Genomic DNA, 23376 nt, shown 5'->3' with positions numbered 1-23376 from the left:
GTTGACACAGGGCAGTGAACATACGCTAGTGATTGTGATTTTGCTCAGGTTTGGCTATCAGGTGATCCAGCGAATAGGACGGAGAATGCAAATCTCCGCTCACCGGGGTAGAAAGCGCAAGAGCCATCCCGTGCGCGACCTTCGCCGGGCTGGCGATAAACTGGTGATCGCCGCCGCTTTGAATGTACTTCGCAATATCGACGCCTTCGTGCAGTTCTCGCGCCAGATCGCTGAGATCGACCTTAGCGAGAATGCTCTGCGCTTTATCGTCAGCACTCAATGCGCCCGCCGTCTGGCCGTGCGCGGTTGCCGCAGGCGCGTAAGGCAGAGACAACGTGCTGTCATCAAACAGGTTGTGCAGTGCCTGTTGAAAAGCAGCATGTTGCCCCTTGTCTGCCGTGTGCCCTTTGTGTGAAAGCGGATCGTCCATCATGACATCAAGCTGCTGCCCATATAGCGCCACGTTGCCGTGATTATCATGCGCTTCAATGCTCACCATGACCCTGTTATGACCGCCATGAAATTCAGAAACGTTCGCAGCAATGTCGTAGCGCAGCTCGTTATTGTCGAGATACACCACCACATCGTGATCATGGCCGTTAACCAGCGCGTTGATATGATCGCCAGCGTGCACATCACCTGTCACGCTGCCGGTGATGTGCATAATGCCGGACTGCGATTCGGCCGCGGATATATGGTTATCCCCGGTTATCTTGTCCACCACGATGCTGGCATCGGTATGCGTATCAAGCACCACATTTTTATGATTCGTCACCTCCAGCGTATTTCCGGCGTCATCGTGTAACGTCGTTTTCACCTCAACGTTATTGTTGCCTTCATGCAGGTACGTGCCCGGAACCGCAATCTGATAATCCCTGGAGGTGCCGGGGATCAGTGTGGCCACCGCGTCGTGACCATTGATGCTGACCGTGACAACGTCCGTCGGATGTGCGTCCCCTGAAACCGTAAAGCGGATCAACGTGTCCGACTGCGATTCTTGCAGGTTCACGGTGTTGTCGCCTGCGATACTGTCATGGATGGTAATCGCGCCGTTGGCGTGCTCATCAACCGAGTAAGTATGCGTGGACTGTGCCGTGAATGAATTCCCAGGCGCATCATGCCCGGTAAGCTCAACCTTGATTGACGTGTTGGCGCGCAGAGTGGCTGAATCCACAGCGATCTGATATCCCAGATCACCGTTGTTCAGCTTAGTCACGTTGCCATGAAACGTATGCCCGCCAATGGTTAAGTTGATCGGATCATTAACCTGCGCATCGCCGCCCACAAGACCCGTGATCGTGACGTTCGGCCCCGACAGTTCCTGATGGTTCAGAATGTTGTCAGCGCTGACGTCATCAATCCCCACGGTTCCAGAAGCCAGGCGATCGACAGTAATCGTTTTGTCAGTATCAATCTGCTGGCGGTTACCGGCATCATCATGCGCCACGACGCGGGCGGTAATGTGCTGGTCATGCACCAAATCAACCGTACTGGCTTCAACACTGAATACCTTGTCACTGCCGTTGGCCCTGACTTTAGCCACCAGTTCTTTACCGTTCACGGTGACGGTAACCTGATCGCCAACCTCAACGTCGCCGGTCACGTGGCCAGTGATGGTCGTGGTTGCTTTCCCGGCTTCATCATTGTTCAACACATCGTCCCCGGACACCGGATCCAGAACGAGCATCGCATCCGCATGGGTATCAATCGTCACAGTTTTGTCGTTGACCGCCGTTTGGCTATTGCCCGCTGCATCATGCCCCGTCACGCTGACATGAATCGTGGGATCCGCCTGAAGATCGGTGGTGCTGACAAACTGTTTATAGCCCAGTTGGCCGTTCATATGCGGTAATTCTATGACGGTAGCGTCGACCGTAACGCCATTAACGGTGATCTGCACCGTATCGCCTTTGTGAACATCACCCGAAACGGTACCGCTAATCTCAACCTTACCGGCCTTGACCTCATCAGCATTAAGCGTGTTGTCACCGCCCACGGTGTTGATTGTCACGGTTCCCGTTGCCGTGGTATCCACAGCAAATGTTTGGGTAAAGGTAGCGTCCTGCACGTTGCCGTGAACGTCATGGCCGGTTACCGAGGCGTCAATGGAACGATCGGCCAGCAGATCCGCCGTGTTCACATCAACAACGTAGTGATTGTTCGCATCGATAACCGCGGTATACGTTTGACCATTCACCATCAGCGTCACGCTTTCGCCAGGGTGTACATCACCCGAAACTGTCCCGCTCACCGCGATCGTCGGTTGCAATGTTTCCTGAGCATTCAGTACGTTATCGGCGGTGATTTTATCAATCGACACACTCGCATCGGCCTTGAGGTCGACATCGACATGGCGGTTTGTCGAATCCGTCCCTGGATTGCCAGCCACATCGCTGGCGGCTACCGTCGCGACAATGTCCGGGTTGCTACGCAGGTCGTTGATACTGACATCCTGCGACCAGACCCACTGACCGTGATCCGCATGCACCACGGCAGTTAACGTATTGCCGTTCACCTGCAAAGTCACCACGCTGCCGTCGTGGATCCCATCACCGCTGACCGTACCGCGTACCGTCGTTACGCCGGTTTTCGCTTCCTGACCATTGATAACGTCATCACCCGCGATCTTATCCATCGTGATATGAACAGGATTATCGGTGTCGACGGCGATCGTTTTCGTTTCCTTCGCCGTGTCGCTACCCGCTGAATTGTGTACGGTAATTGATACATCAAACGTCGGATACGCCGTCAGCACATCCGTTGGGACATTCACCTGATAGCCCAGCAATCCCGCAATCGCAATCGCTTTGCCGTGATATGGAATGTTGTTAATAGTGACGATGACGTCATCACCAACATGCGCATCCCCGCTAACCAGGCCACGTATTGGCGTGGTATTTTTTTGCGCCTCCTGCTGATTAAGAATGTCGTCACCCGCCACCTTATCAACAGTGAGATGGACATGAGGCTGCGGTGGTTGCGTCGTTCCCATACCGGTGGTTGGGGTGGTGACGACCGGCGGTGTACCGAATCCGTAAGGCGTATTGCCGATTACGGCCATATGGTGCATCCAGGGCAGATTAATAAATTTATGCTCTGCCGCCGTCGCCGTGTTGCCATGATTATCATGAGTGGTGATAGACACCACAATATTGCCATCGTTATCGAATTTATCGGAGCTGATATTGGCCTGATAGCCCAGTTTACCGTCAGGTAATTTTGTTACCTGAGTGGTTATAACGACGCCATGCCCCACCGTAATGGTCACCGTGTCGCCAAAAACCGCATCGGGATCGACATGCCCGGTGACGGAGATAAAGTCAGGCCGCCAACCCGGCTGTAAATCATTCGCAACGGTTTGGCCGGGCACCAGTCCGCTGGAAGCAGTGTCAATGGTAATCCCCGCATCAGCAACGGTATCAATCACCACCGGCAGGCTATCTTGCCCATTCGCGACGTTGCCTGCCGCATCGGTTGCCGAGACCTTCGCCTGAATATTCGGGTCCATGAGCAGATCCAGCGTTGAGACCTCGGTGCTGAACACATGCTGACCATGGTCATCCCGTACCTGCGCGTAGTAGGTTTGATTGTTGATGGTGAGTGTGACCAGATCGCCAACCTGCACATCGCCGCCAACGCTTCCGGTGACGGTGGTCAGCGGGTTATGCGCCTCTTTGCCGTTGATTACCGCGTCATGGTCGTCAGTCACCAGCGGATCAATATGGACGCTCGCCACGGCGCTATCGTCAATCGTTAGCGTACTCTTCGCCTCCGCCGTCGCGGTGTTGTCGTGAGGATCTGTCGTGGTAATTGTCGCCGTGATATGCGGATCGTTTTGCAGCCACTGGGTATCAACATCGATCGAATAGCCTAACGCGCCCCCCAAATGCGGCAATGGGATCACCTTAGCATCCACCAAATGACCACCGATGTTCAGATGTACCACATCGTTTATCCGGGCATCGCCGCCGACCGTGCCGCTGATGGTTGTTTTCGGCGCCTGTAATTCAACGCCGTTCAAAACATCATCGCCCGTTACGCGTTCGAGGGTAATCGTCGCAGCGGCGCTATCGTCCAGACTGACGTTATGATGCGCAACGAATTGCGCGTGGTTCTGCGCGCCGTCGGTGACATCCATGGAGACTTCAATATGCGGGCTGGCGAGCAGATCGGTCGTGTCGACCGAGATATGGTAGCCCATCTTATTGCCGCCAAGATCGTCAACAACGCCATGATAAATATGACCGTTGATCTTCATTAGCAGCGGGTCGCCAGGTTTAACCTCTCCGCTCACGGTGCCGCTAACGAGGGTATGGGGCTGATGCTGCTCAGCATAGTTAAGCGTGTTATCAAGCGTAACGTCGTCGACCGTAATCGCGGCAACCACCCGGGTATCGATGTTTACCGTAGCCTGGGCATTGGCCGTGGCCGGATTGCCTGCTGCATCGGTGGTGCTGACGGTTGCCGTTAAATGCGGGTCGGCCAGCAGATCGGCAGTGCTGACCTTGATGTTATAGACTAAATCACCATTGCCCTGAGCAAACACTTTCCCCGTCAGCACATGACCATTAACGGTCAGATACACCGTATCGTTGACATGCACATCGCCGCCGACTGTGCCGGTGACCAGGGTAAATTGCTGGAGAGACTCCGCCCCGTTGATCGTATTGTCACTGGTGACCGGGTCGATAGTGAGGGTTGCATCCGCCTTAAGATCAACCTGCAAATCCTTATCCGCCTGCCCATCCTGAGTATTGTCAGCCGTATCAACACCTGTGATATGCGCGGTAATATGCGGATCGGCGACGAGGTCGCTGGTCGGGACATCCAGTTTATAGCCCTTCGCGCCGTTATGTTCAGGTAAGCGCTGAACGGTGGTCTCGTAGGTTGTGCCGTTGACGGTCACTTCAACTTTGTCACCCACTTTCACATCGCCAGAGACCGTCCCCATGACTTCGGTGGTGGGCTTAACGGATTCTGCGCCATTAATCATATTGTCGCCCGCCACGGTATCGAGGGTAATCGAAGCCCTGGCATGGTTATCAATATGGACGTCACGGTCAATAGGGGTGATGACCTCATTACCCACCGCATCGTGCGAGGTGACCGTCGCCCTGACGTTCACATTTTTATCCTGGTTGCCCTGGTTGTTGCTGAATGCCGAAGAGTCGACCGGGATGTGATAACCCAGTTGGTTATTGCCAAGCGCAATGACCTTGCCGGTATAGATGCGCCCATTAATCTCCAGGGTGACCACATCGTCAACTTTCGCATCCCCCCCGACGGTACCGGTGATGATTTGCTGTGCCATATTCAGCTCAGAATGGTTCAGCACATTGTCGCTCGTCACCTTATCAACGGTGATGCTCGCCTCAGCGTGCAGATCGATATGCACAATTTGGTCATGCGTTGCCGTGTAGGGGTTGCCGTGATCGTCGACGGTTGAGATAGAGACATGAACTTTTTGATCGCTGCCATCAGGCAGTTTGTCGGTGCTGACCTCAATGCGGTAGCCCAGCGAGTGGTCAGGAAGTTCAATAACCGTACCCGAATAGGTTTTGCCGTTGAAGGTTAAAGTGACATCATCTCCGGGCTTCGCATCGCCGCCTACCGGCCCGGTGATAGTGGCGATATGCTGGTCGGATTCCACCTTGCTGATAATGTCATCCCCTGCAACGGTATCAATACCGATGGTGGAGTCGGCATGCAGATCCACGCCAACGCGACGATCTGCCGTCGCGGTGGTTTCATTACCATGGTCATCCCGGGTATGAATACTCGCGTGAATAACCGGATCGTTGACCAGATCCCTGGTGTTAACAGGAATACTGTAGCCGAGGCCGCCGTTCGCCAGCGTCACCACCTCCCCCGAATAGTGCTGACCATTAATCACCAGCTCGACAGTATTGTGTGCCTTCGCATCGCCGCTGACCGAGCCGCTGATGGTCGTCTTGCCGTGGTTATCGGTAGATTCTTTAATATTGATAACGTTATCAGCCGTTACGCCATCAATGGTGATATGCGACTGGGTGTACATATCGCTGCTCACGGTCAAGGTAGCGTGATTTGTTATGCTGTTCCCCGCCGCGTCTCTGGAGGTTACCGAAACGGTCATCTCGGGGTGAGTCATCAGCATATGGGTATTGACCGGGAAACTATAGCCCAGACCGCCGCCGACCAGCGCGAGAACCACGCCCTGAATCACCGTACCGCCTTTCAGCTCCAGCGTAACGATATCCCCCGCTTTCGCATCCGCCCCACTGACGGTACCGGTAATTTGCGTAATACCGCCGTTTGCCGAAAACTCGTTGATATTGATAACGTTATCGCCAGCAACAGCGTCAATATGCACGCTGTTCTCAGCATAGTTATCGAGATGCACGCTGTGGGTATCGGTGGCAATCGCCAGGTTGCCCGCCGCATCGTGCGAGGTGACCGTGACCTTCACGTCCACATTACCGTCAATCGGTACGCTGTTGTTAGCAAAGTCTGAAGTGTCTACCGTGATACGGTAGCCCAGCGCGTTGTTGCCTAAATCGATAACCTCCCCGCGGTACTGGTGACCGTTAATCTCCACCAGCACCGGGTCGCCCGCTTTGGCGTCTTCCCCGCTCACCGTGCCGGAAATCACCTGATTACGTGTGTACAGCTCACTACGATTCAGGGTGTTATCGCCGTCTACATCATTAATTGTCAGAGAGTTGTGCGCCTGGGTGTCCAGCGTGATGGTCCGGTGCGCGATCGCGGTTACTTCGTTACCTGCCGCATCGTGGCTGACCAGCGTCACCACCACATCGTTTTTACCTTCCAGCAGCGTTCCTTTCGGTAATGCCACTTCGTAACGCATCTGGCCGTTATCATCGACCACCGTTCCGGCAAATTTAAGCCCCTGCACGCTAATGACAACGGCATCGCCCGCTTTCGCATCACCGCCCGCCACGCCGCTAATCAGCGTGGGCATACGGTTTTCAATGGCGTTGACCACATCATCCGTCGCTACCGCGCCAATGTTGACCTGATTAGTCGCGAGATTATCAAGGTGTACGCTGTGGGTATCGGTGGCAATCGCCAGGTTGCCCGCCGCATCGTGCGAGGTGACCGTGACCTTCACGTCCACGCTGGCGTCGACATTAAGGCTGTTACCGGCAAAGTCAGAAGTATTCACCGCAATACTGTAGCCCAGCGTGTTGTTGCCGAGATCGACTACCTGACCGTGATACTGATGGCCGTTAATCTCCACCAGCACCGGGTCGCCCGCTTTAGCGTCTTCCCCGCTCACCGTGCCGGAAATCACCTGGTTACGCATATACAGCTCTACACGGTTCAGGGTGTTATCGTCGGTAACGTTGTCGATGGTCTGGGCATTGTGCGCCTGGGTGTCCAGTACCACAGTGCGGTGCGTAATTGCAGTAGCTTCATTGCCTACCGCGTCATGGCTGACCAGCGTCACCTGCACATCGTTTGCCCCTTCTTTGAGGGTTGCGGAAGGCACAACGATTTCATAGCGTAGTTGGCCATGATCGTCGAAAACCGTGCCGTGAAACGCTTTGCCCTGAATGGTCAACGTAACCGGATCACCTGCTTTGGCATCACCGCTGGCAACGCCAGAAATAATGGTCGGCATACGAAACTCATTAGCGTTTACGACATCATCATTCGCCACCATTTCAATGGTCACGGCATTTTGCGCATACAGATCGTTATCGACATGATGATCCGTGGAAACAATGGTGGTGTTTCCTGCGTCGTCAGTAGAGGTTAATGTGGCGTGAATGCTCGGGTCATTCAGTAATCCCTGGGTCAGTACCGGAATGGTATAAGTCAGAGTCCCATTACCTGGATCGGTGACAACGCTGGTATATTCGTTACCATCAACCAATAAAGTGACGATATCGCCGGGTTTAGCATCGCCGCCGACCATCCCGTGGATCAGAGTTTGCGGCTGACGTGACTCTTCGTAGTTAATGAGGTTATCCGGCGTGACGTTTTCAACGCTAATACTGATATTTGGCCCGGTAATATCAATCAGCGCATGGTCAACACTTTCAGCCGTTCGTCCCGTCACATCGGTCGCGATGGCCACCACTGTTACATTTCCCGGAACCAGTCCCCCCAGATCAGTCTCAATATTCCAGTGCCCGTTGCTCACCGGAACAGTAACGGTAAATGTGTTTTTTTGGCTATCGGTGAAGGTGAGTGTGATGTGATTTTGATTACTGGTGCCGCTTAAATGGGTCTGGTGGAATTCATTTTTGTTAATGAAACCGTCGTTGCCGGCAAACTCGGTAATTTGCACCTCAGGCGGGAAAACACTCGCGGAACCGGCATCAATCCCCCCAATTGGCAAGTTGATATCCCAGTTCGGGCTTCCCAGACCTTTGGTGTTAAAACCTGCAGTCGGATCAACCACCTGTCCGGTTAATTCAAGCTGAACCAGAGTATGACCACCGCCGCCACCTTCTAGTGTTACCGGTGCTTCATTACCCGCCGCGGTGGCTTCCAGCACCTGCGTCGGGTCAGCACCATCGGCAATGGCCTTTTGTGCAGCAGCAATATCCTGAGCGCTACTTTCCGGATTATGACTGGCCCGTAGACCGTGCTCACCCCAATGGCTATTGCGGCCTATATCAAGCGTTTTTCCGTCTGGTAAAGAGATACTTACCGCGCCGCTGACTCCGGTTACAATTTCCTCACCGCTATATACCCTGTCGCCTTCATGAACCTGTCGTTGTGCGCCATTGGCATCAACAACGTAAACCTGTCCAATGATTGCTTTGATCACACCGAGTAATTTGCTCACCGTAACCTCACTTAATTACCATCATTATTTTTATAAACTCGTTAATATATTAACGAACAAATATCACATTCAATTAATGTAAACATTAATATCTCAATGTAGAAAAAAACACATTTTATAGAATGCAATTACATGAGACTTGACTGGCAAATGAATATAATAAAAAATAACCAAAAATAAAACACGATGTGACAAAACATGTCGCTGAATAGCTGATTACAGCCATCAATCAAGATAATTCACATTTGTTAATTAATATAACGTGTTTGTAAAAATGGATGATAGCGACGACAACTGGATGTCATAACCGTGAGATATAAGGCATTCATGTCATGAAGAAGTTTTTAGTTTTTCTGCTTTCATGTTTTTCAATAAATGCAGTTAACGCAGAAGACTTACAAAATACCGTTAAAGATGCATTAGCGAATCATCCTGAAGTTAATGCTGCAATAAATAGCCGTTATTCCTCAGAGCAAGAACTGCGAGCGGCACAAGGTGGCTATTTACCATCACTGAATTTAAATGCAGAGGCCGGGCGCAAAAATGTTGATGATGCAACTACCCGTGCGACAGGCCGCAATAACGGTCTGACTCAGTCACCTAACGAGGCGACTATCAGCCTCGAGCAAAATGTGTTTAACGGCTTTGCGACCAACAGCGAAGTGGCGCGGCAAAAAGCAACCGTTGACTCACGCGCCTACGGTGTGATGAACACCAGCGAAAGCACCGCTTATGCGGTGATTCAGGCCTATTTCGACGTGCTGCAACGCGAAGAGTTTGTGCGTCTTGCTGAAGACGATCTGGCTAACCACGAACGCATTTACGACCAGATAAAACTGCGTACCGATCAGGGAGTTGGGCGCTCCGGGGACTTTATGCAGGCCGAAGCACGTCTGGCACAGGCGCGTAACAACCTGCTAACCGAGCAGACTAACCTTGAAGATGCGAAAACCACCTTTGTCAGCGTGACCGGCATGGATCCGCAGGACTTAAGCCAGCCAGAGAGCATTGACTCTCAGTTGCCAACCTCGCTGGAAGATGCCAAAAGCCGGATGGAAAAAAACAGTCCATTACTGAAGTCCGCCAATGCGGATATAGAAGCTGCGCACCAGCAGTATGAAGCCTCGAAATCGACCTTCTATCCGCGAGTGGACGTTGAACTTTCCCGCGGAATCAGCAATAACACCGATACCACCCAAGCCCACACCGAAGAGTGGGAAGCGATGGTAAAACTGCATTACAACCTGTACCAGGGCGGCAGCGACAAAGCCAACATGAACTCCCGTGCTTATCTGCACAAGCAGGCTCAGGATGTACGTAATAACACGCTGCGCCAGCTGAATCAGGAGCTGCGCCTGGCCTGGACCGCACTGCAAAACGCACGCGCTCAGCTTCCTTCGGCAGAAGAATACGCCGACCGCAGCGTCAAAGTGCGCACGGCTTATCAGGATCAATTTAGTCTTGGCGAGCGTACGCTGCTGGATTTACTCGATAGTGAAAATGAAGTGTTTTCCTCTAAACGCCGTCTTGTTGAATTACGTTATCTGGCTATGACCAGTGGCTATCGTATTAGCGAACGCACCGGTGAATTAATGAATATTCTAAAAATCACACCTCCGCCTTCGGGGCAACCGGTAGATTCAGCAGAAGAAAATAACTTACCGGAACTTCATTAATAATTATTAATCCCCAATAAATCTCTGACCTGCACGCTTATAATTAGCTTGCTATTATTTAACCGTGCACGGTCAGAATGGTTGCGAAAATGAGTGCACAAGCCGAATTATTAAATGACGTCCCTGAGAATTACGCTAGCCCTAATTCTCAACATCACGACCCACGTAGCCATAATGACGACCCGTTATTAGATAGCTTACTGATTCTGTGTTCTCTGCACGGCAAACCGGCGAGTCGTTCAACATTAAGCAGTGGCCTGCCATTAGAAAACGATCGGCTCACGCTGAATATATTTCCACGCGCTGCGGCAAGGGCCGGTTTAAAGGCGCGAGTCGTCACGCGCACGCTCGATAAAATTCCAGCGATGTCGCTGCCAGCGGTCTTGTTATTGAACTCTGGGGGAACCGGGGTGTTGTTGGCCTGGAACGATGACGGCAGCGCCCGCTTTATGCCCAGCGAAAGCGAAGGCGGGGAAATCTGCGTTGATTTACCCACGCTCAGGCAGAACTATGCGGGCAAAGTCATTTTTGCGCATCCGCGCCACGAATTCGATTTGCAGGCAGAGGCCTTTCTGCCGCGTACCAAATCCTGGTTTAAAGACACGCTGAAGCTGTCGCGTTTTCTGTATATGGATGCGGTGTTGGCCAGCCTGCTGATCAACCTGATTGCGCTTGGCACACCGCTTTTCACCATGAACGTCTATGACCGCGTGGTGCCAAACCAGGCCACGGCCACACTGTGGGTGTTGGCGGTCGGCATCTGCCTGGCCTTTATCTTTGATCTGATTTTAAAAATGCTGCGCGGTATCTGCCTTGATATTGCAGGTAAGAAAAGCGATCTCATCATCTCCTCGACCCTGTTTGAGCGCATTATCGGTATGGAGATGAAAGAGCGCCCGGCACGCGTGGGCAGCTTTGCACAAAACATTCACGAGTTTCAGTCACTGCGTGATTTCCTCTCATCACTCACTCTGACGACAATTATCGATCTGCCCTTCACCCTGCTGCTGTTGATCGTCATCGGCATTATCGGCGGATCGCTGGCCTGGATCCCCGTGCTGACGCTACCGATTGCCCTGCTGTGCAGTTGGGCACTACAAAAGCCGGTCAACGCCGCGGTAGCAAAAACCATGAGCCTCGCCAGCGAACGCCAGGCGCTACTGATTGAAACCCTGAGCAGTCTGGATGCCATCAAAGTAAATAATGCCCAGAGCGAACGCCAGTTCCAGTGGGAACAAACGCTGGGTAGCCTGAGCCGCCTCGAACTACGGGTGAAAACCTTATCCAGCCTTGCCAGCAACCTCACCGGCTGGTTCCAGCAAATTTCAGGCGTGGTGATGATCATCGTCGGGGTGTACATGATTATCGACGGCAAACTGAGTATGGGTGGCTTGATCGCCTGTTACATGCTCAACGGTCGGGCACTCATGCCACTGGGCCAGCTTACCGGCCTTATCGCCCGCTATCAGCAGGCGAAGCTGACCATCAAAAATACTGAGAAAATGATGTCGCTGGCGCAGGAGCGCCGTGCGGATGAAAACCCACTCAAGCGTGAACAGTTACAGGGCAGCATTGAATTTCGCGATGTGGATTTCAGCTATCCGGAGCAACAAAACCTGTCTCTGCACAAAATTAACCTGACCATTCAGCCTGGCGAGCGCATCGGCATTATCGGACGCAGCGGTTCCGGTAAAAGTTCACTGAGTAAACTTATCGTCAATTTATACCAGCCGAGCGCCGGGAACCTGCTGATCGATGGTATCGACTCTCGTCAGCTGGATGTGAACGATCTGCGCCACAGCATCGGTTACGTGCCGCAGGATATCCAGCTATTCAATGGCACACTGCGCGATAACCTGCTGTGCGGGGCGCGTTATATCGATGACGAAACCATGCTGCGGGCAGCGGGGCTGGCGGGCGTCAACGATTTCGCACGCCTGCATCCCGACGGCTATAACCTGCAGGTCGGCGAACGCGGATCTCAGCTTTCCGGCGGGCAACGGCAGGCTGTGGCACTCGCGCGTGCGCTGTTGCTAGATCCCCCTCTCCTGCTACTGGATGAACCCACCAGTTCGATGGACAACACCAGCGAAGAGAAGATCAAACACGCGCTGGCTCCCTTCATCGCGGGAAAAACGTTATTGCTGGTCACCCACCGCGCGTCGATGCTGTCGCTGGTTGACCGCCTGATTATTGTTGATAAAGGACGCATCATCGCGGATGGCCCGAAAGCTGTGGTGATGGATGCGTTGAAAAAGGGGCAGATTAATGCATCTCGCTGATTTCCTGGCTCACGCTCGCCGCTATATGCAGCACTATTTTCGTGGTCGTGACGAAAATCAAACCGACAGTATTAATGAGGTCAGCCAGGCCATTATTGATGACTCCCCAAGAGTGATTCGACTGACGCTGTGGACGATCCTCGCCCTGGTCGTACTGTCTTTCGTGTGGGCCGGCTTTGCGAAAATTGATGAAGTCACCCGCGGCGAAGGCAAAGCAATCCCTTCATCCAAACTGCAAAAAATCCAGAACCTGGAAGGGGGAATTGTCACCGAGCTGTATGTGCACGAGGGGCAAATTGTTAACGCCGGAACGCCGTTACTGCACCTCGACGACACGCGTTTCGCCTCCAATGTCGGCGAAACGGAAGCCGACAAACTCGGTCTGCGCGCCAAGGTAGAACGTCTGACGGCTGAAGTCGAAAACCGGGACTTTGTTATTTCACCAGAGATTGCCAGCCAGGCGCCGGATGTCGCCAGAGGAGAAACCGAACTGTACAACAGCCGCCGGAAGCAATTTCACAACGAAATTTCCGGGCTTGAAGAACAACTGGTGCAGAAAAAACAGGAACTGCGCGATTTTGAATCGAAGGAGGAACAGTTTAAGCACAGTCTCGGGTTACTGCGTCAGGAAATCAAAATGTCCGAGCCGCTGCTCGCCTCGGGCGCCATTTCAAAAGTCGAGCTGCTGCGCCTGCGTCGTACCGAAGTGGAAACCGCCGGGCAGCTCAATTCTATTAGCCTGTCGCTACCCAAGGCCACGTCAGAAATTAAAGAGATTGAGAATAAAATCGGTGAAAGCCGTGGCCGTTTCCAGAGTGATGCACTGGCCCAACTCAATGAGGCGCGTACGAATCTGAGCAAAACGCAGGCCAGCGTTAAAGCACTGGAGGATCGGGTGAACCGTACCATGGTCACCTCACCAGTGCGGGGTATCGTTCAGCAGGTGATGGTGAATACTATCGGCGGCGTCATTCAGCCGGGCAGCGACCTGGTGGAAATCGTTCCGCTGGATGACCAGCTGTTAATCGAGGCCAAAATACAGCCGCGCGATATCGCCTTCCTCCACCCGGGTCAGCATGCGATGGTGAAATTTACCGCTTACGATTACACCATCTATGGCGGTCTGCAAGGAGAAGTGGTGCAAATAAGCCCGGACACCGTTACCGATAAACAGGGGCGAAGCTTTTATATTGTGCGTTTGCAGACGGATAAAAATTACCTGGGTACAAAAGAGCATCCAATGTTGATCATTCCCGGGATGGTGGCGAGCGTCGATATTCTCACTGGTAAGAAAACGATTCTGAGCTACCTGTTAAAACCGATTATTCGCGCACGTGCGGAAGCACTCAGAGAACGTTGAGCGATTGCGCTCCCTTTCATTATTGCCGGGGAGCGCATGGGTTTATAACGGCGTGCAAAAAGAGAGCTTTCCACGATTCAGGATGATTTTCCCGTCATTAACCAGTTCCTGTAACACCTTATGGATGGCGCTACGAGAGATATGGTTACGGGTCAAAATAAAAGTATACACGGACGTTTTCTCACGCACCCCAGGCTCCATCGCCCAGATATATTTTACGTGTTCAATAATCTGCTCACGTATAGTGCGGTGCGACTGCAACGCCTCACGTTGGAAATAACGTTGAAGATGATGCGTTAAGATATCAAACGCCTGCTTCCATAAGTTTTTAGCTGTAAACAGGAGATCGGCATTTTGTACGCTCATCGCCCACATTTCGCAATCGGTATCACAACGTAAATAGTGACCGGCCACTTCCGTACGCATTTGTGGCAGGCCGAGAATGGCAGGTGCAGAAATACTCACCGTGACTAAATCGTTTTCCACACGATAAACAGAGACAGTCCCTTTCTCCAGAAACAAGATATGTCCATCGGTCTTCAAATCAATACGCTGACGTTTTTTACGTAACGACAGCCAGGCATTATCCGACTTCTTCATTTCATCGCCAACGAGCACTACAGCATTTTCAATTTCTTTCTGGAACATGGGACTCTCTACCGCAAATTATGGCTTTGTCAAAAAGATGGTTAAATTTACTCAGCACTAAAAATAAATGTCAGCCCGCAAAAAAGCTGACATTTATCCCTATCTACATCTACCACCGGCATTCCCTGGTGCCGTTGACGCGTTAAGGTTCATGTTGTTTTCGCGTGGTGGTGTCAGGCAGTATATGGCGCTGTCCATAAAGAATTAATGGCAATCATCTTTGTCGACATTTTTTCATCTTTCTGTTCTTGGCATAGTAGCAAAAAAGATACAATTAATTGATTTCAATGGATTTTATTTTCATTAAAAAATTATCATTCTTGTTATATCATGATACTAAATTGCAACACTTCTCGGTTCTCGCTGTGGGATTAGGTCCATGCTGGTGGTCTTTATAGGCTCAGTGGTATCATGACTAATCAACCATCTGACGCATCATCAAGAGTAGAGACAATATGTCTGAGACTGGCAATGTCAGTTATCTGATTGAAAATAGAATAATATTTACGCCAGCCGCACAATGTCTGGCGCGGGTAGATCACCCCAATCAGCGGATAAAACTCAAACACTCAGCGTCGTTATGTCTTTTATTACTTATTCAACATCGCGGGCAAGTGGTTTCTCAAAACGAATTGCTGGAATTCGGTTGGGGTAAAAATCACCGCCAGGTAAGTTTCAACGCCTTTTATCAAAGTATTCTCTCGTTGCGTAAAAGCTTGCTGCAGCTGGAGCTTGAACAACAGCTGATCACAACGATTCCCCGCAAAGGGCTGATCATTCAGGAAGAGTTTGATATTCAGGTCATTGATACACCGGAGAATAACTCTGCTTCTGTTGAAGAATCCTTAGCGCCATTAGCGCCAGATGCCACCATTGAGGAACTTTTGTCTGACACGCCGCGTCAACCTTTGATAACGACAGCAGAAACGATTATGTTGGCACTTACCCTGATAATTTGTGTGCTTATATTATATCCGTGGCAAGCCAGTGATGATTATTTCTCCGGCTATATCGCCGCGAGCAAAACACCAACAGACTGTCAGTATTATTTCAATAGCGATGCCAGTAACTTTTCCCGGCATACCGCGTTTATCGACAAAAACCCAGGATTGTGTCAGATCCATAAATTTATTTATATCACAACCTATCCTGAGTCTAAGAAACTGTCCGCGCTGGTGTGTCGCTCGCCGATAAAAGCCAGGCAGGAAAACGCCTGTCAGCCGGTATATTACCCGCGGTATGATAGCTAATGAATTTATATCCCCGAACCTCCCGCATCCAGACAGGTATTATCCTGCTACTTTGTTTTGCTACGCTAATTCTTACTGTCGTCTATCGGTACAGTAAGAACAATGGTGAGTTACAAGATCTTACCTGCCGCTCTGCCATCGAAATTGTACGCAATACAAGCTCGTTCCGAGGGATTATTGATATCAAAACCGGGGGCAGTAAAGGTATTGTTAATATTGATGGTATTATCAAAGATGCCGAAAATAATGAGCAGACCGTGCAACGCATGGTACTTTTTACACAATCCAGCTACGGCTCAAGCCCGGTTTGGATTTCACAGAAAATCCAAATTTCCAATCGCGAAACGGCTCCCGCCAGCCTTATTCAGGAACTCCTCCCCGACTTTTTCCTGACCAACACCAGCGTATCCAACGTCGATTTTTTTGCGCTGAATAGCGAGACATACCTGATTACCAAAGAGGGGATCCCCTATCTGTATTGCCAGAATTATGCTTTGCCGGAAAATGAATAATCAATAAGCGTTCTGGCGGTAAAACCTACGGATGAATCTCAGCCGTTGTCGGTGATAAGATAGACCATTCAGGCCGAGCCAACGCTCGTCGTTACTGCCCTTCAGGCGGCTTTCGAATGACAAATTTGTGGGTTTATGTGAGTTTCCAGGGGCTCACGTGAGACTGCCCAGGCACCCAAAAAGATTAAAAAAAGAGCAAAAGCGATATGAAAGAGTCACTTGATACGGACTTCACGAACCACACGCCAATGATGCATTGGTGTGTCAATGCTGATTATTAAAGATTATTTTCCACCAGAGAATAAAAACTACATTTCAACCTACACTTTTGTAACTATCTGATTTTAAGAATATTGTTTGCTGTACTCATCCAGCGCTATAATCCCTTTGTTTTTCCATCCCTCCATTAACACAGGGCAGCCCCATGAGCCGATACCATGTATCCAGTAGCGAAGGTCAGTATGAGAAAGACTCTGACGAGCAGGTTTTGGCTAATAAACTGGGTATCGCTGCTTCCAATGAGATGGATGAAGCGGAACTTGTCCTGTTAGAACAACTCTACCAGTCTGTTTTTGAAGAACAGTTCCCGGAAGGACATCTCAGCGTAGCCATGCTAAAAAGCTGGCATCGCCGCTGGTTAGGTAACATCTACGAGTGGGCTGGACAAGAAAGAGCTGTGAATATCAGCAAAGGCGGCTTTATGTTTGCCCCCTCGGCACAGTTGCCAAAACTGCTGAACGAATTCGACACTAAGTATCTAGCTCAATACACACCGTGTAGCGACATGGACGAAGAACAACTCATCACCGCTATCGCCATCACCCATGTCGAGCTGATACTTATCCATCCATTCAGAGAGGGAAACGGACGCCTGTCGCGACTGCTAGCCGACGTAATGGCCGTTCAGGGTGGGTACAAACCGCTGGATTATCAAAGCTGGGAGCAAAACAAAACCCAGTATATCTCGGCTATCCATGCTGGCGTATCAATGGACTATGAGCCGATGAAACACTGGGTGCGAGAAGCATTAAGAAGGGATTAAACCGCAAGACGCAAATGAGCAAATTTTTTGCGCGTGGCTTCAAGTGAAGCTTCGATCTTCGCGGAGGACTGCCCTGTTTCAACAGCCGTAGATGTTGCTACTGAGCGAACAATGTCAGCACGAGATGGCTTAGCGTAGGCTGCCTGCGTTTTTTTGTTGTTGCTCATAATTACTCCTGAAAAACGGAATCTGGGCTGAAAACATCACTCAAACATTATACCAAAATTATCAGATTATGCCTCTAATAGATCTTGTATCCATGAGTGCGCAGCACTGCGTTGCCCACGCATGAGAAAATGCATATCACCACTAAAAGGTGCGTCTCGGTCTATTGCTCGTCGTAAACGTTCAGCTACTCTTATGAAATCACTTCGTCTACTATGATCATGGGTAGACAGCTCAAAAAGGCGTTTAGCTTCATCAAGATCAGCCATAAGTTGAACTGCAACAGTATGTCTATGCTTACAAGTAGGCTCATAGTTCAAATGGTAAACTTCTATAGAAACTTCTGCACGCTGTTTGGATATAGTATCTGTACTAGTTGCACAAGGCTGCCCATTTTCCTGATGACAACCCAGTAATTTCCAATCTGTAAGTTCACAAGGATCTAAGAGCATTGGATATTCTTGATCTATGGGACCTTCGCTATATACACGTGAAGTTTCATCGATTAGAGGAAAACGATCTGCTTTTCCTCCTGCTGTATTAACACCTAAGCGCCTGCTATTACAGTAAGTACAAGCATAGCGAAAATTAAATCGATCGAAAGCTAACCATTTATAGCCATCATGTTGATTTATTGCATCACTAACACAATTTTTAGGACGAAAATGATCTACCGCATTATCAGAACGGGTTATGGGAGACTCACAGTACCAACACTTGTCGTGCAGTAATTCTGCTAATCCATCTTTTAATTCACGCCAAATATGGTCGTAATCATTAGGGGCTGCCCCAGAGGCAACCGCTTGTGTAGCTCTTTGAGCTCGCTGTAACCAACCTGTAGGCATAGATAATTTTAGCCGACTTACATATCTCAAGAGTTTTCTCCTTCATCCTTATTTGGATGTTTCGATAGGAGCTCTGCAATTAAGTATTTAGCTAATTCCTCACGCTCTGCACGAGGCATTTCAACCACTTGCTTTGCTAATTCTTGAGGTAGTTCAGTATTAAATCGTTCAACCAAAATTGAATTTCTTAAGCGTAGATAACGTGAATATTCATCATCTGGATGGAAAAATCTAAATCCAAGCCTGTCAAGCTTGGCATTAATTGAATCTAAATCGTGTTGCTCATCTAAAGTTAACGTTTCTTTGGCAGCAAAAGCTCTCTGCTCTTCGAGTAGAAGCTGGGTTGGCTGATCTAATGTAGAAGCGATACCAAACATGTCGCTCGTTACGATCGCAGCATATCCCATTCCTCGAGGTGCTATTTCTGGATAGCATGCGACAATTTGACGACGCTCCTCTTGTTTTGACATACATAAAATCTGTACCTGTTCGCGCTCTAATTCGGCAATGGCAAGTGGATTATGCGTTGTCATTAGGATATGACTGGTTTCTGTTTGTTGAGCACCATCTATGATAAATCTCTTTAGATAAGAGATATAATCCACACTCCAACGAGGATTTAGATGTGTATCTGGCTCATCAAGCAAAAAAAGACTTTCTTCTTCGGCAGTGAAACGTAGCAAACCTAATACGGTGAGTAACTGTTGCTCTCCTTCACTTAGCTCACGAAAAGTTACACTTCCATCATTTTTCTTTAAGCGTACACGAATACGAACTTCTTCAATTAACTCAGAAACATAAGTACTTTCTAAATCACGGAAAAATTGTGCAGGGGACTGATTATCAACAAGACTTCGGAGAGCATGTATATCCTTAATAAAAAGATATTGAAACTCAGTAGATTCCTTATTCCAAAGAGTAATTTGCTTGTCTCGTTTTACTTTAATCGGTGCCATAGCTATATTTTGCAGACGATCTAAAAAGGTTTGAACGACACCTTTTGAACCCCAAAATCTATCATCTCCGTCCGAGTTATTTTTTTTTCCTCTTCTTTTACTCCATCCTGGCTGCTTTAGAACAAAGAGAACTGATTCAATACCCTCATCTGGATCAATGCCCATGTCTTTTTCAAGTAATTCCCGTACATCGTCTGATTGTTGGATCATAAAGGCTAGTAAGACAAACTGGCTATGTACTGGCATCGCATAGAATAGGCGCTTTAGCCCAGGGTCTACACCGTTACGCAGTTTACTATCATAACTTTCTAGATAAGGACGAAATACTTCATGCATTCGTGAGCTTTCGCCAGAGTAATAGCTGAATACATAATGAGGCAGATACTGTGTATCAGAGTTAAGGAACGCAGTCAGTTTTATCGGTTTTTCAGATAGTGTTGTATAATCAACGTCAAGATCTTGAGCGTCAAGGATATTATTATTTGATTTATTTTCTTTTAGGTTAGTAACGTAAATTAAAAATGCGTCTTTCTTACGGTCAGGGTCGGCATCAATGCGTATTCTTTGCTTGTCATTACCCGCTCCCATGCAGTAGGAAAGTTGAAAGGCAAATTCTGGAGTGCGTTTCTTAGCAATTAAGTCACGAAATATAATAGCCAAAGCCTCTAGAACATTAGACTTGCCAGTGCCATTCCAACCAATTACTACTGTCACCCAACGTCCTTGAGCAAAATCGATAGTAACATTCTTCAGATTTTTAAACTGATGCGATGGGCTATCTTTAAGACTTCCAATTGTTAGCTTGTCCAGACGCATATTTAGACTCCTACCAATTTCAAGCGGTCATAAAGCTTCCGACCTTGCTCATCAGTCACGGGATCAATTTTCAAGCGACCAGCTTTGTCTAAATCACGCAATTCAGAGTATAGTTCTTCTATTCGCTCAGTCGGTGTTCCATCTGCCACTCCACACAGACGAAAAGCTTCTTGTGCAGCTATCCAATCTCTGGTTTCTTCAAGCACACTAATAAGTTTATTCGCCATAATAGTAGAACTCTCCTTTTTTTTCTTGACTATAGAAGAACGGGGCTGTTTTTTTATTGTCTCTCGTTCAATTTTTATTTTTTTAAGTAAAGCTTCAGCGCTATTTTCACTACTGATTAAATCTGGGTGAATTGCTCGCCAATCAGTAGTAAGCTCACCACGAAAAGCTTTGGCTAAAACTGATTGAGTGAGATTATTCACCCGTGCCAATGCAGAATTAGTTTTTTGCTCGATGGAATCGGAAAAGGCGAAGAGTTCTTCAACACGATGGACGATTTCAGTTTGTTCATTGATTGAAGGCAAATACACTTCGTGGTCAACTATATCGCTTTTAGTTAAGCCAGGAATCAGCCCTTTTGCTTTTAAAACAACATCTTTTGCTGATGCCTGAATGGCAAAAAGAATATAGGTGTAGTTCATATTTTCATTAGGTACGAATGCATATACATCTCGCCCAATTGCAGCATAGCAACCAGGAAATGTAGTGCCAACTCCGGCACCTTTAACGGTCACAAATATTGACCTTTCTGGAGCCATTCGCTTCGGATACTCAGTCCATTTGTGATGCAATATTTGTCTACCATCCCACTGTTCTGGGCCAGTTACATATGGCTCACCTTTACCTTCAGAATTAACTTCTGATTTGCTAGGTGATTGTCCCGCAATTACTTTCCCTGCAAATGCCAGAGGTTTAATCTCACCAAACACTTTAGCGTTGGTGACTCGCCACTCCTCTGTTAGCTTGCCGCTTACAGCCGCGGCTAGCACTGATTGGCGGAAAGTTTTTAGAATTTTGGGTATGCGTTCGAGGCGGGATTTGGTAGCTTGCACCTGCGCCAGCAGAGCGTCAAGTTTATCAGCAATCATTTTTTGTTCGGCTAGCGGAGGAAGTGCTATATATTGACTATATGCATCTTCCCTGTTTAAACCGGGTATTGCTGTAGATCTATTCAACTCTGTTAGAGGTAACGCCTTAAGCTGATAAAACCAATATTTTAATGGTTGGTTAAATAGATTATCCACATAATAAGTTGTATCGATTGGGAAAAATGGAGAGTTTGATAGATGCACTTCCCCATATGAGCCTTTTCGGCCCACGATAATACCTTCTGTTTTTACTAATGGTTCGGAATGGCTTCCAACGATGCCGTTTGAACCAAAAACTGAAAATTTCCCATTGTCTCTTTTTGAGGCAGGTAAAGACTTGCCGTATTTTAATTCAACTACGTTTCCTAGAGTTGTAAGGCACCATCCCTCTGGTAAATTAACTTTGTTCATTAATTCGCCTCTTCTAATGCCGTCAACAGCCTGTCCAGCTCGTTCAATGCAGCCTCTAATTCCTCTCTTGCCTCGCTCGCCAGTACGTCCGGCTCCGGCAAACCAGCGGTATCTACACTATCTTTATCTTTTAGCCAGGAGATATCCAGAGAGTCGCCCTTGGTGCTGGCGATCCACTCTCGACTAAAGCAGCGCCAGCGAGAATGAGCGAGCTGTTCATCAATATCCTTATTTTCTTCTATGGCCTCTTTATCTACTTCAATATCTTGCGCGCCAAAGCTATATTCACCTTCTGTACGCTTGCTGGTTCCATCGGGACTGTCGCCAAACACTCTCTCAAATGCACCGAGGTGTGGGTCTGTGCCAAAGCCTTCTGGTGCAAAGCCAATGTCGGCATTACCAAAGGGTGTGCGTTTACCAAAGCTGGGCATATTGGTACGTAGGTCGTATACCCAGATGTTTTTAGTACAGTTCTCTTGCTGAGATTTGTCTTTGGCGGAGCCTTTGGTAAAGAACAAGACATTAGTTTTAACGCCTGGAGCGTAAAAGATACCGGTAGGCAAGCGCAAAATAGTATGCAAATTGCACTTATTCATTAAGTCGCGGCGTACATCAGTACCGACACCGGATTCAAACAATACGTTATCTGGCAACACGACAGCAGCCCGACCGCCAGCTCTAAGCCCCAAATAAATATGCTGCAAAAAAGCGAGTTGCTTATTTGTATTGGGGAATGGAATATCGTTGCGCAAAGGACGTTGTCCCCCGGCCTTATTGCCAAAGGGAGGGTTGGCTACGATTACATCGGCTTTGTCCAACTCGGCTACGTCATCAGTCAGTGCATCGCCATAAATAATATTTGCGTCTAAATTATGTAAAAAGGCATTCATTAAGCAAATTCGACGAGTATTTTTCTCTATTTCCACCCCTTGATATTTAGGAGGGTTAGATTTGTATTTTTCTCGTGAATATTTATTCCGAATATAGCTGTCAGCAGAAATTAAGAAGCCGCCACTTCCAGTCGCTGGATCTTGAATTAATTCGCCACACTCTGGCTGTATTAATCTCACTATAGTATTGACTAAAGAACGTGGAGTGAAATACTGCCCTGCTCCAGAACGAGTATCCTGAGCACTTTTATCAATTAAGCCACTATAGAGGTCGCCAAATCCATCTTTTCCTACTTGGTGCCACTCTATTTTCGAAATACCATCTACAACAGCTTTTAAATTTTCAGAATGGGAGAAAACAGTTGTAGGGAATGCGTAAATCTCTCTTATGACTTCATTTTTAACATGCGCACCCAAGTGGGTGAGCATCTCTTGATAAAACCCTAATAATCCTGCTTCTGGATGGGATTCAAGATCAGCCCAACGGTAGCCTTGAGGTATCAGTTTTTCTGAACCATTCTCTTGAGCAATCTTCAGAAAAAGCAAATAACTTAGGGAAGGTGCGAACAAGTCCCTGATATGAGATCATGTTTGTCATCTGGAGCCATGGAACAGGGTTCATCATGAGT

Annotated in this window: 13 protein-coding genes; 6 read left to right on the top strand and 7 right to left on the bottom strand. The window is 48.8% G+C overall.

Annotation, left to right across the window (positions count from 1 at the left end; genetic code table 11):
• Positions 1–25: 25 nt before the first annotated feature.
• On the bottom strand, positions 26–8800 hold the full coding sequence (locus OGX67_RS14215) for a retention module-containing protein (RefSeq protein WP_286526682.1): 8775 nt from the start codon (positions 8798–8800) through the stop codon (positions 26–28).
• A 332-nt stretch (positions 8801–9132) separates the two neighbouring features.
• Between OGX67_RS14215 and OGX67_RS14210 the strand changes: the two genes are divergently transcribed.
• The 3 genes from OGX67_RS14210 (at position 9133) to OGX67_RS14200 (ending at position 14118) form a co-directional block, all read left to right on the top strand.
• Positions 9133–10476, top strand: a complete 1344-nt coding sequence (locus OGX67_RS14210; protein WP_071696831.1) for a TolC family outer membrane protein — start codon at positions 9133–9135, stop codon at positions 10474–10476.
• Between the two features lie 89 nt (positions 10477–10565).
• Entirely contained in the window at positions 10566–12758 is a 2193-nt protein-coding gene (locus OGX67_RS14205; RefSeq protein WP_257651614.1) for a type I secretion system permease/ATPase, read from the top strand.
• Positions 12745–14118, top strand: a complete 1374-nt coding sequence (locus tag OGX67_RS14200) for an HlyD family type I secretion periplasmic adaptor subunit (RefSeq protein WP_373371754.1) — start codon at positions 12745–12747, stop codon at positions 14116–14118. The genes OGX67_RS14205 and OGX67_RS14200 overlap by 14 nt, the downstream gene beginning before the upstream one ends.
• Before the next feature lie 42 nt (positions 14119–14160).
• Here OGX67_RS14200 and OGX67_RS14195 read toward each other — a convergent pair whose 3' ends face one another.
• Positions 14161–14766, bottom strand: a complete 606-nt coding sequence (locus OGX67_RS14195) for a helix-turn-helix domain-containing protein (RefSeq protein ID WP_071687043.1) — start codon at positions 14764–14766, stop codon at positions 14161–14163.
• 455 nt (positions 14767–15221) lie between these two features.
• Between OGX67_RS14195 and OGX67_RS14190 the strand changes: the two genes are divergently transcribed.
• The 3 genes from OGX67_RS14190 (at position 15222) to OGX67_RS14180 (ending at position 17570) form a co-directional block, all read left to right on the top strand.
• Positions 15222–16016: a winged helix-turn-helix domain-containing protein gene (locus OGX67_RS14190; RefSeq protein WP_071696829.1), complete on the top strand. Its 795-nt coding sequence runs from the start codon at positions 15222–15224 to the stop codon at positions 16014–16016.
• Positions 16016–16528, top strand: coding sequence for a YqeJ family protein (locus OGX67_RS14185; RefSeq protein WP_071696828.1), 513 nt, complete (start codon positions 16016–16018; stop codon positions 16526–16528). Before OGX67_RS14190 ends, OGX67_RS14185 begins: the two co-directional genes overlap by 1 nt.
• Before the next feature lie 424 nt (positions 16529–16952).
• Entirely contained in the window at positions 16953–17570 is a 618-nt protein-coding gene (locus OGX67_RS14180; RefSeq protein ID WP_136374375.1) for a Fic/DOC family protein, read from the top strand.
• Here the strand turns inward: OGX67_RS14180 and OGX67_RS14175 are convergent.
• From OGX67_RS14175 to OGX67_RS14155, 5 genes are all read right to left on the bottom strand, one after another.
• Positions 17567–17737 (bottom strand): hypothetical protein, encoded by a 171-nt coding sequence (locus tag OGX67_RS14175; protein ID WP_168733709.1) that lies wholly within the window; start codon positions 17735–17737, stop codon positions 17567–17569. The genes OGX67_RS14180 and OGX67_RS14175 overlap by 4 nt on opposite strands.
• 66 nt (positions 17738–17803) lie before the next feature.
• Positions 17804–18610 carry an HNH endonuclease family protein gene (locus OGX67_RS14170; protein WP_262817498.1) on the bottom strand — a complete coding sequence of 269 codons (807 nt, stop codon included), beginning with the start codon at positions 18608–18610 and terminating at the stop codon, positions 17804–17806.
• The gene (locus OGX67_RS14165; RefSeq protein WP_262817497.1) at positions 18607–20352 is read right to left on the bottom strand and encodes an AAA family ATPase; all 1746 of its coding nucleotides are present in this window, start codon (positions 20350–20352) and stop codon (positions 18607–18609) included. Before OGX67_RS14165 ends, OGX67_RS14170 begins: the two co-directional genes overlap by 4 nt.
• A gap of 2 nt (positions 20353–20354) precedes the next feature.
• On the bottom strand, positions 20355–21857 hold the full coding sequence (locus tag OGX67_RS14160; protein WP_262817496.1) for a restriction endonuclease subunit S: 1503 nt from the start codon (positions 21855–21857) through the stop codon (positions 20355–20357).
• A complete protein-coding gene (locus OGX67_RS14155) occupies positions 21857–23317 on the bottom strand; it encodes an HsdM family class I SAM-dependent methyltransferase (protein WP_286526673.1) in 1461 nt (486 codons plus the stop codon). The genes OGX67_RS14160 and OGX67_RS14155 overlap by 1 nt, the downstream gene beginning before the upstream one ends.
• Positions 23318–23376: the final 59 nt, after the last annotated feature.

Origin of the sequence: Citrobacter sp. Cf118 (assembly GCF_030334095.1) — a bacterium.
GTDB classification, from domain to species: domain Bacteria; phylum Pseudomonadota; class Gammaproteobacteria; order Enterobacterales; family Enterobacteriaceae; genus Citrobacter; species Citrobacter freundii.
This window is presented reverse-complemented; position numbering and strand designations above follow the sequence as displayed.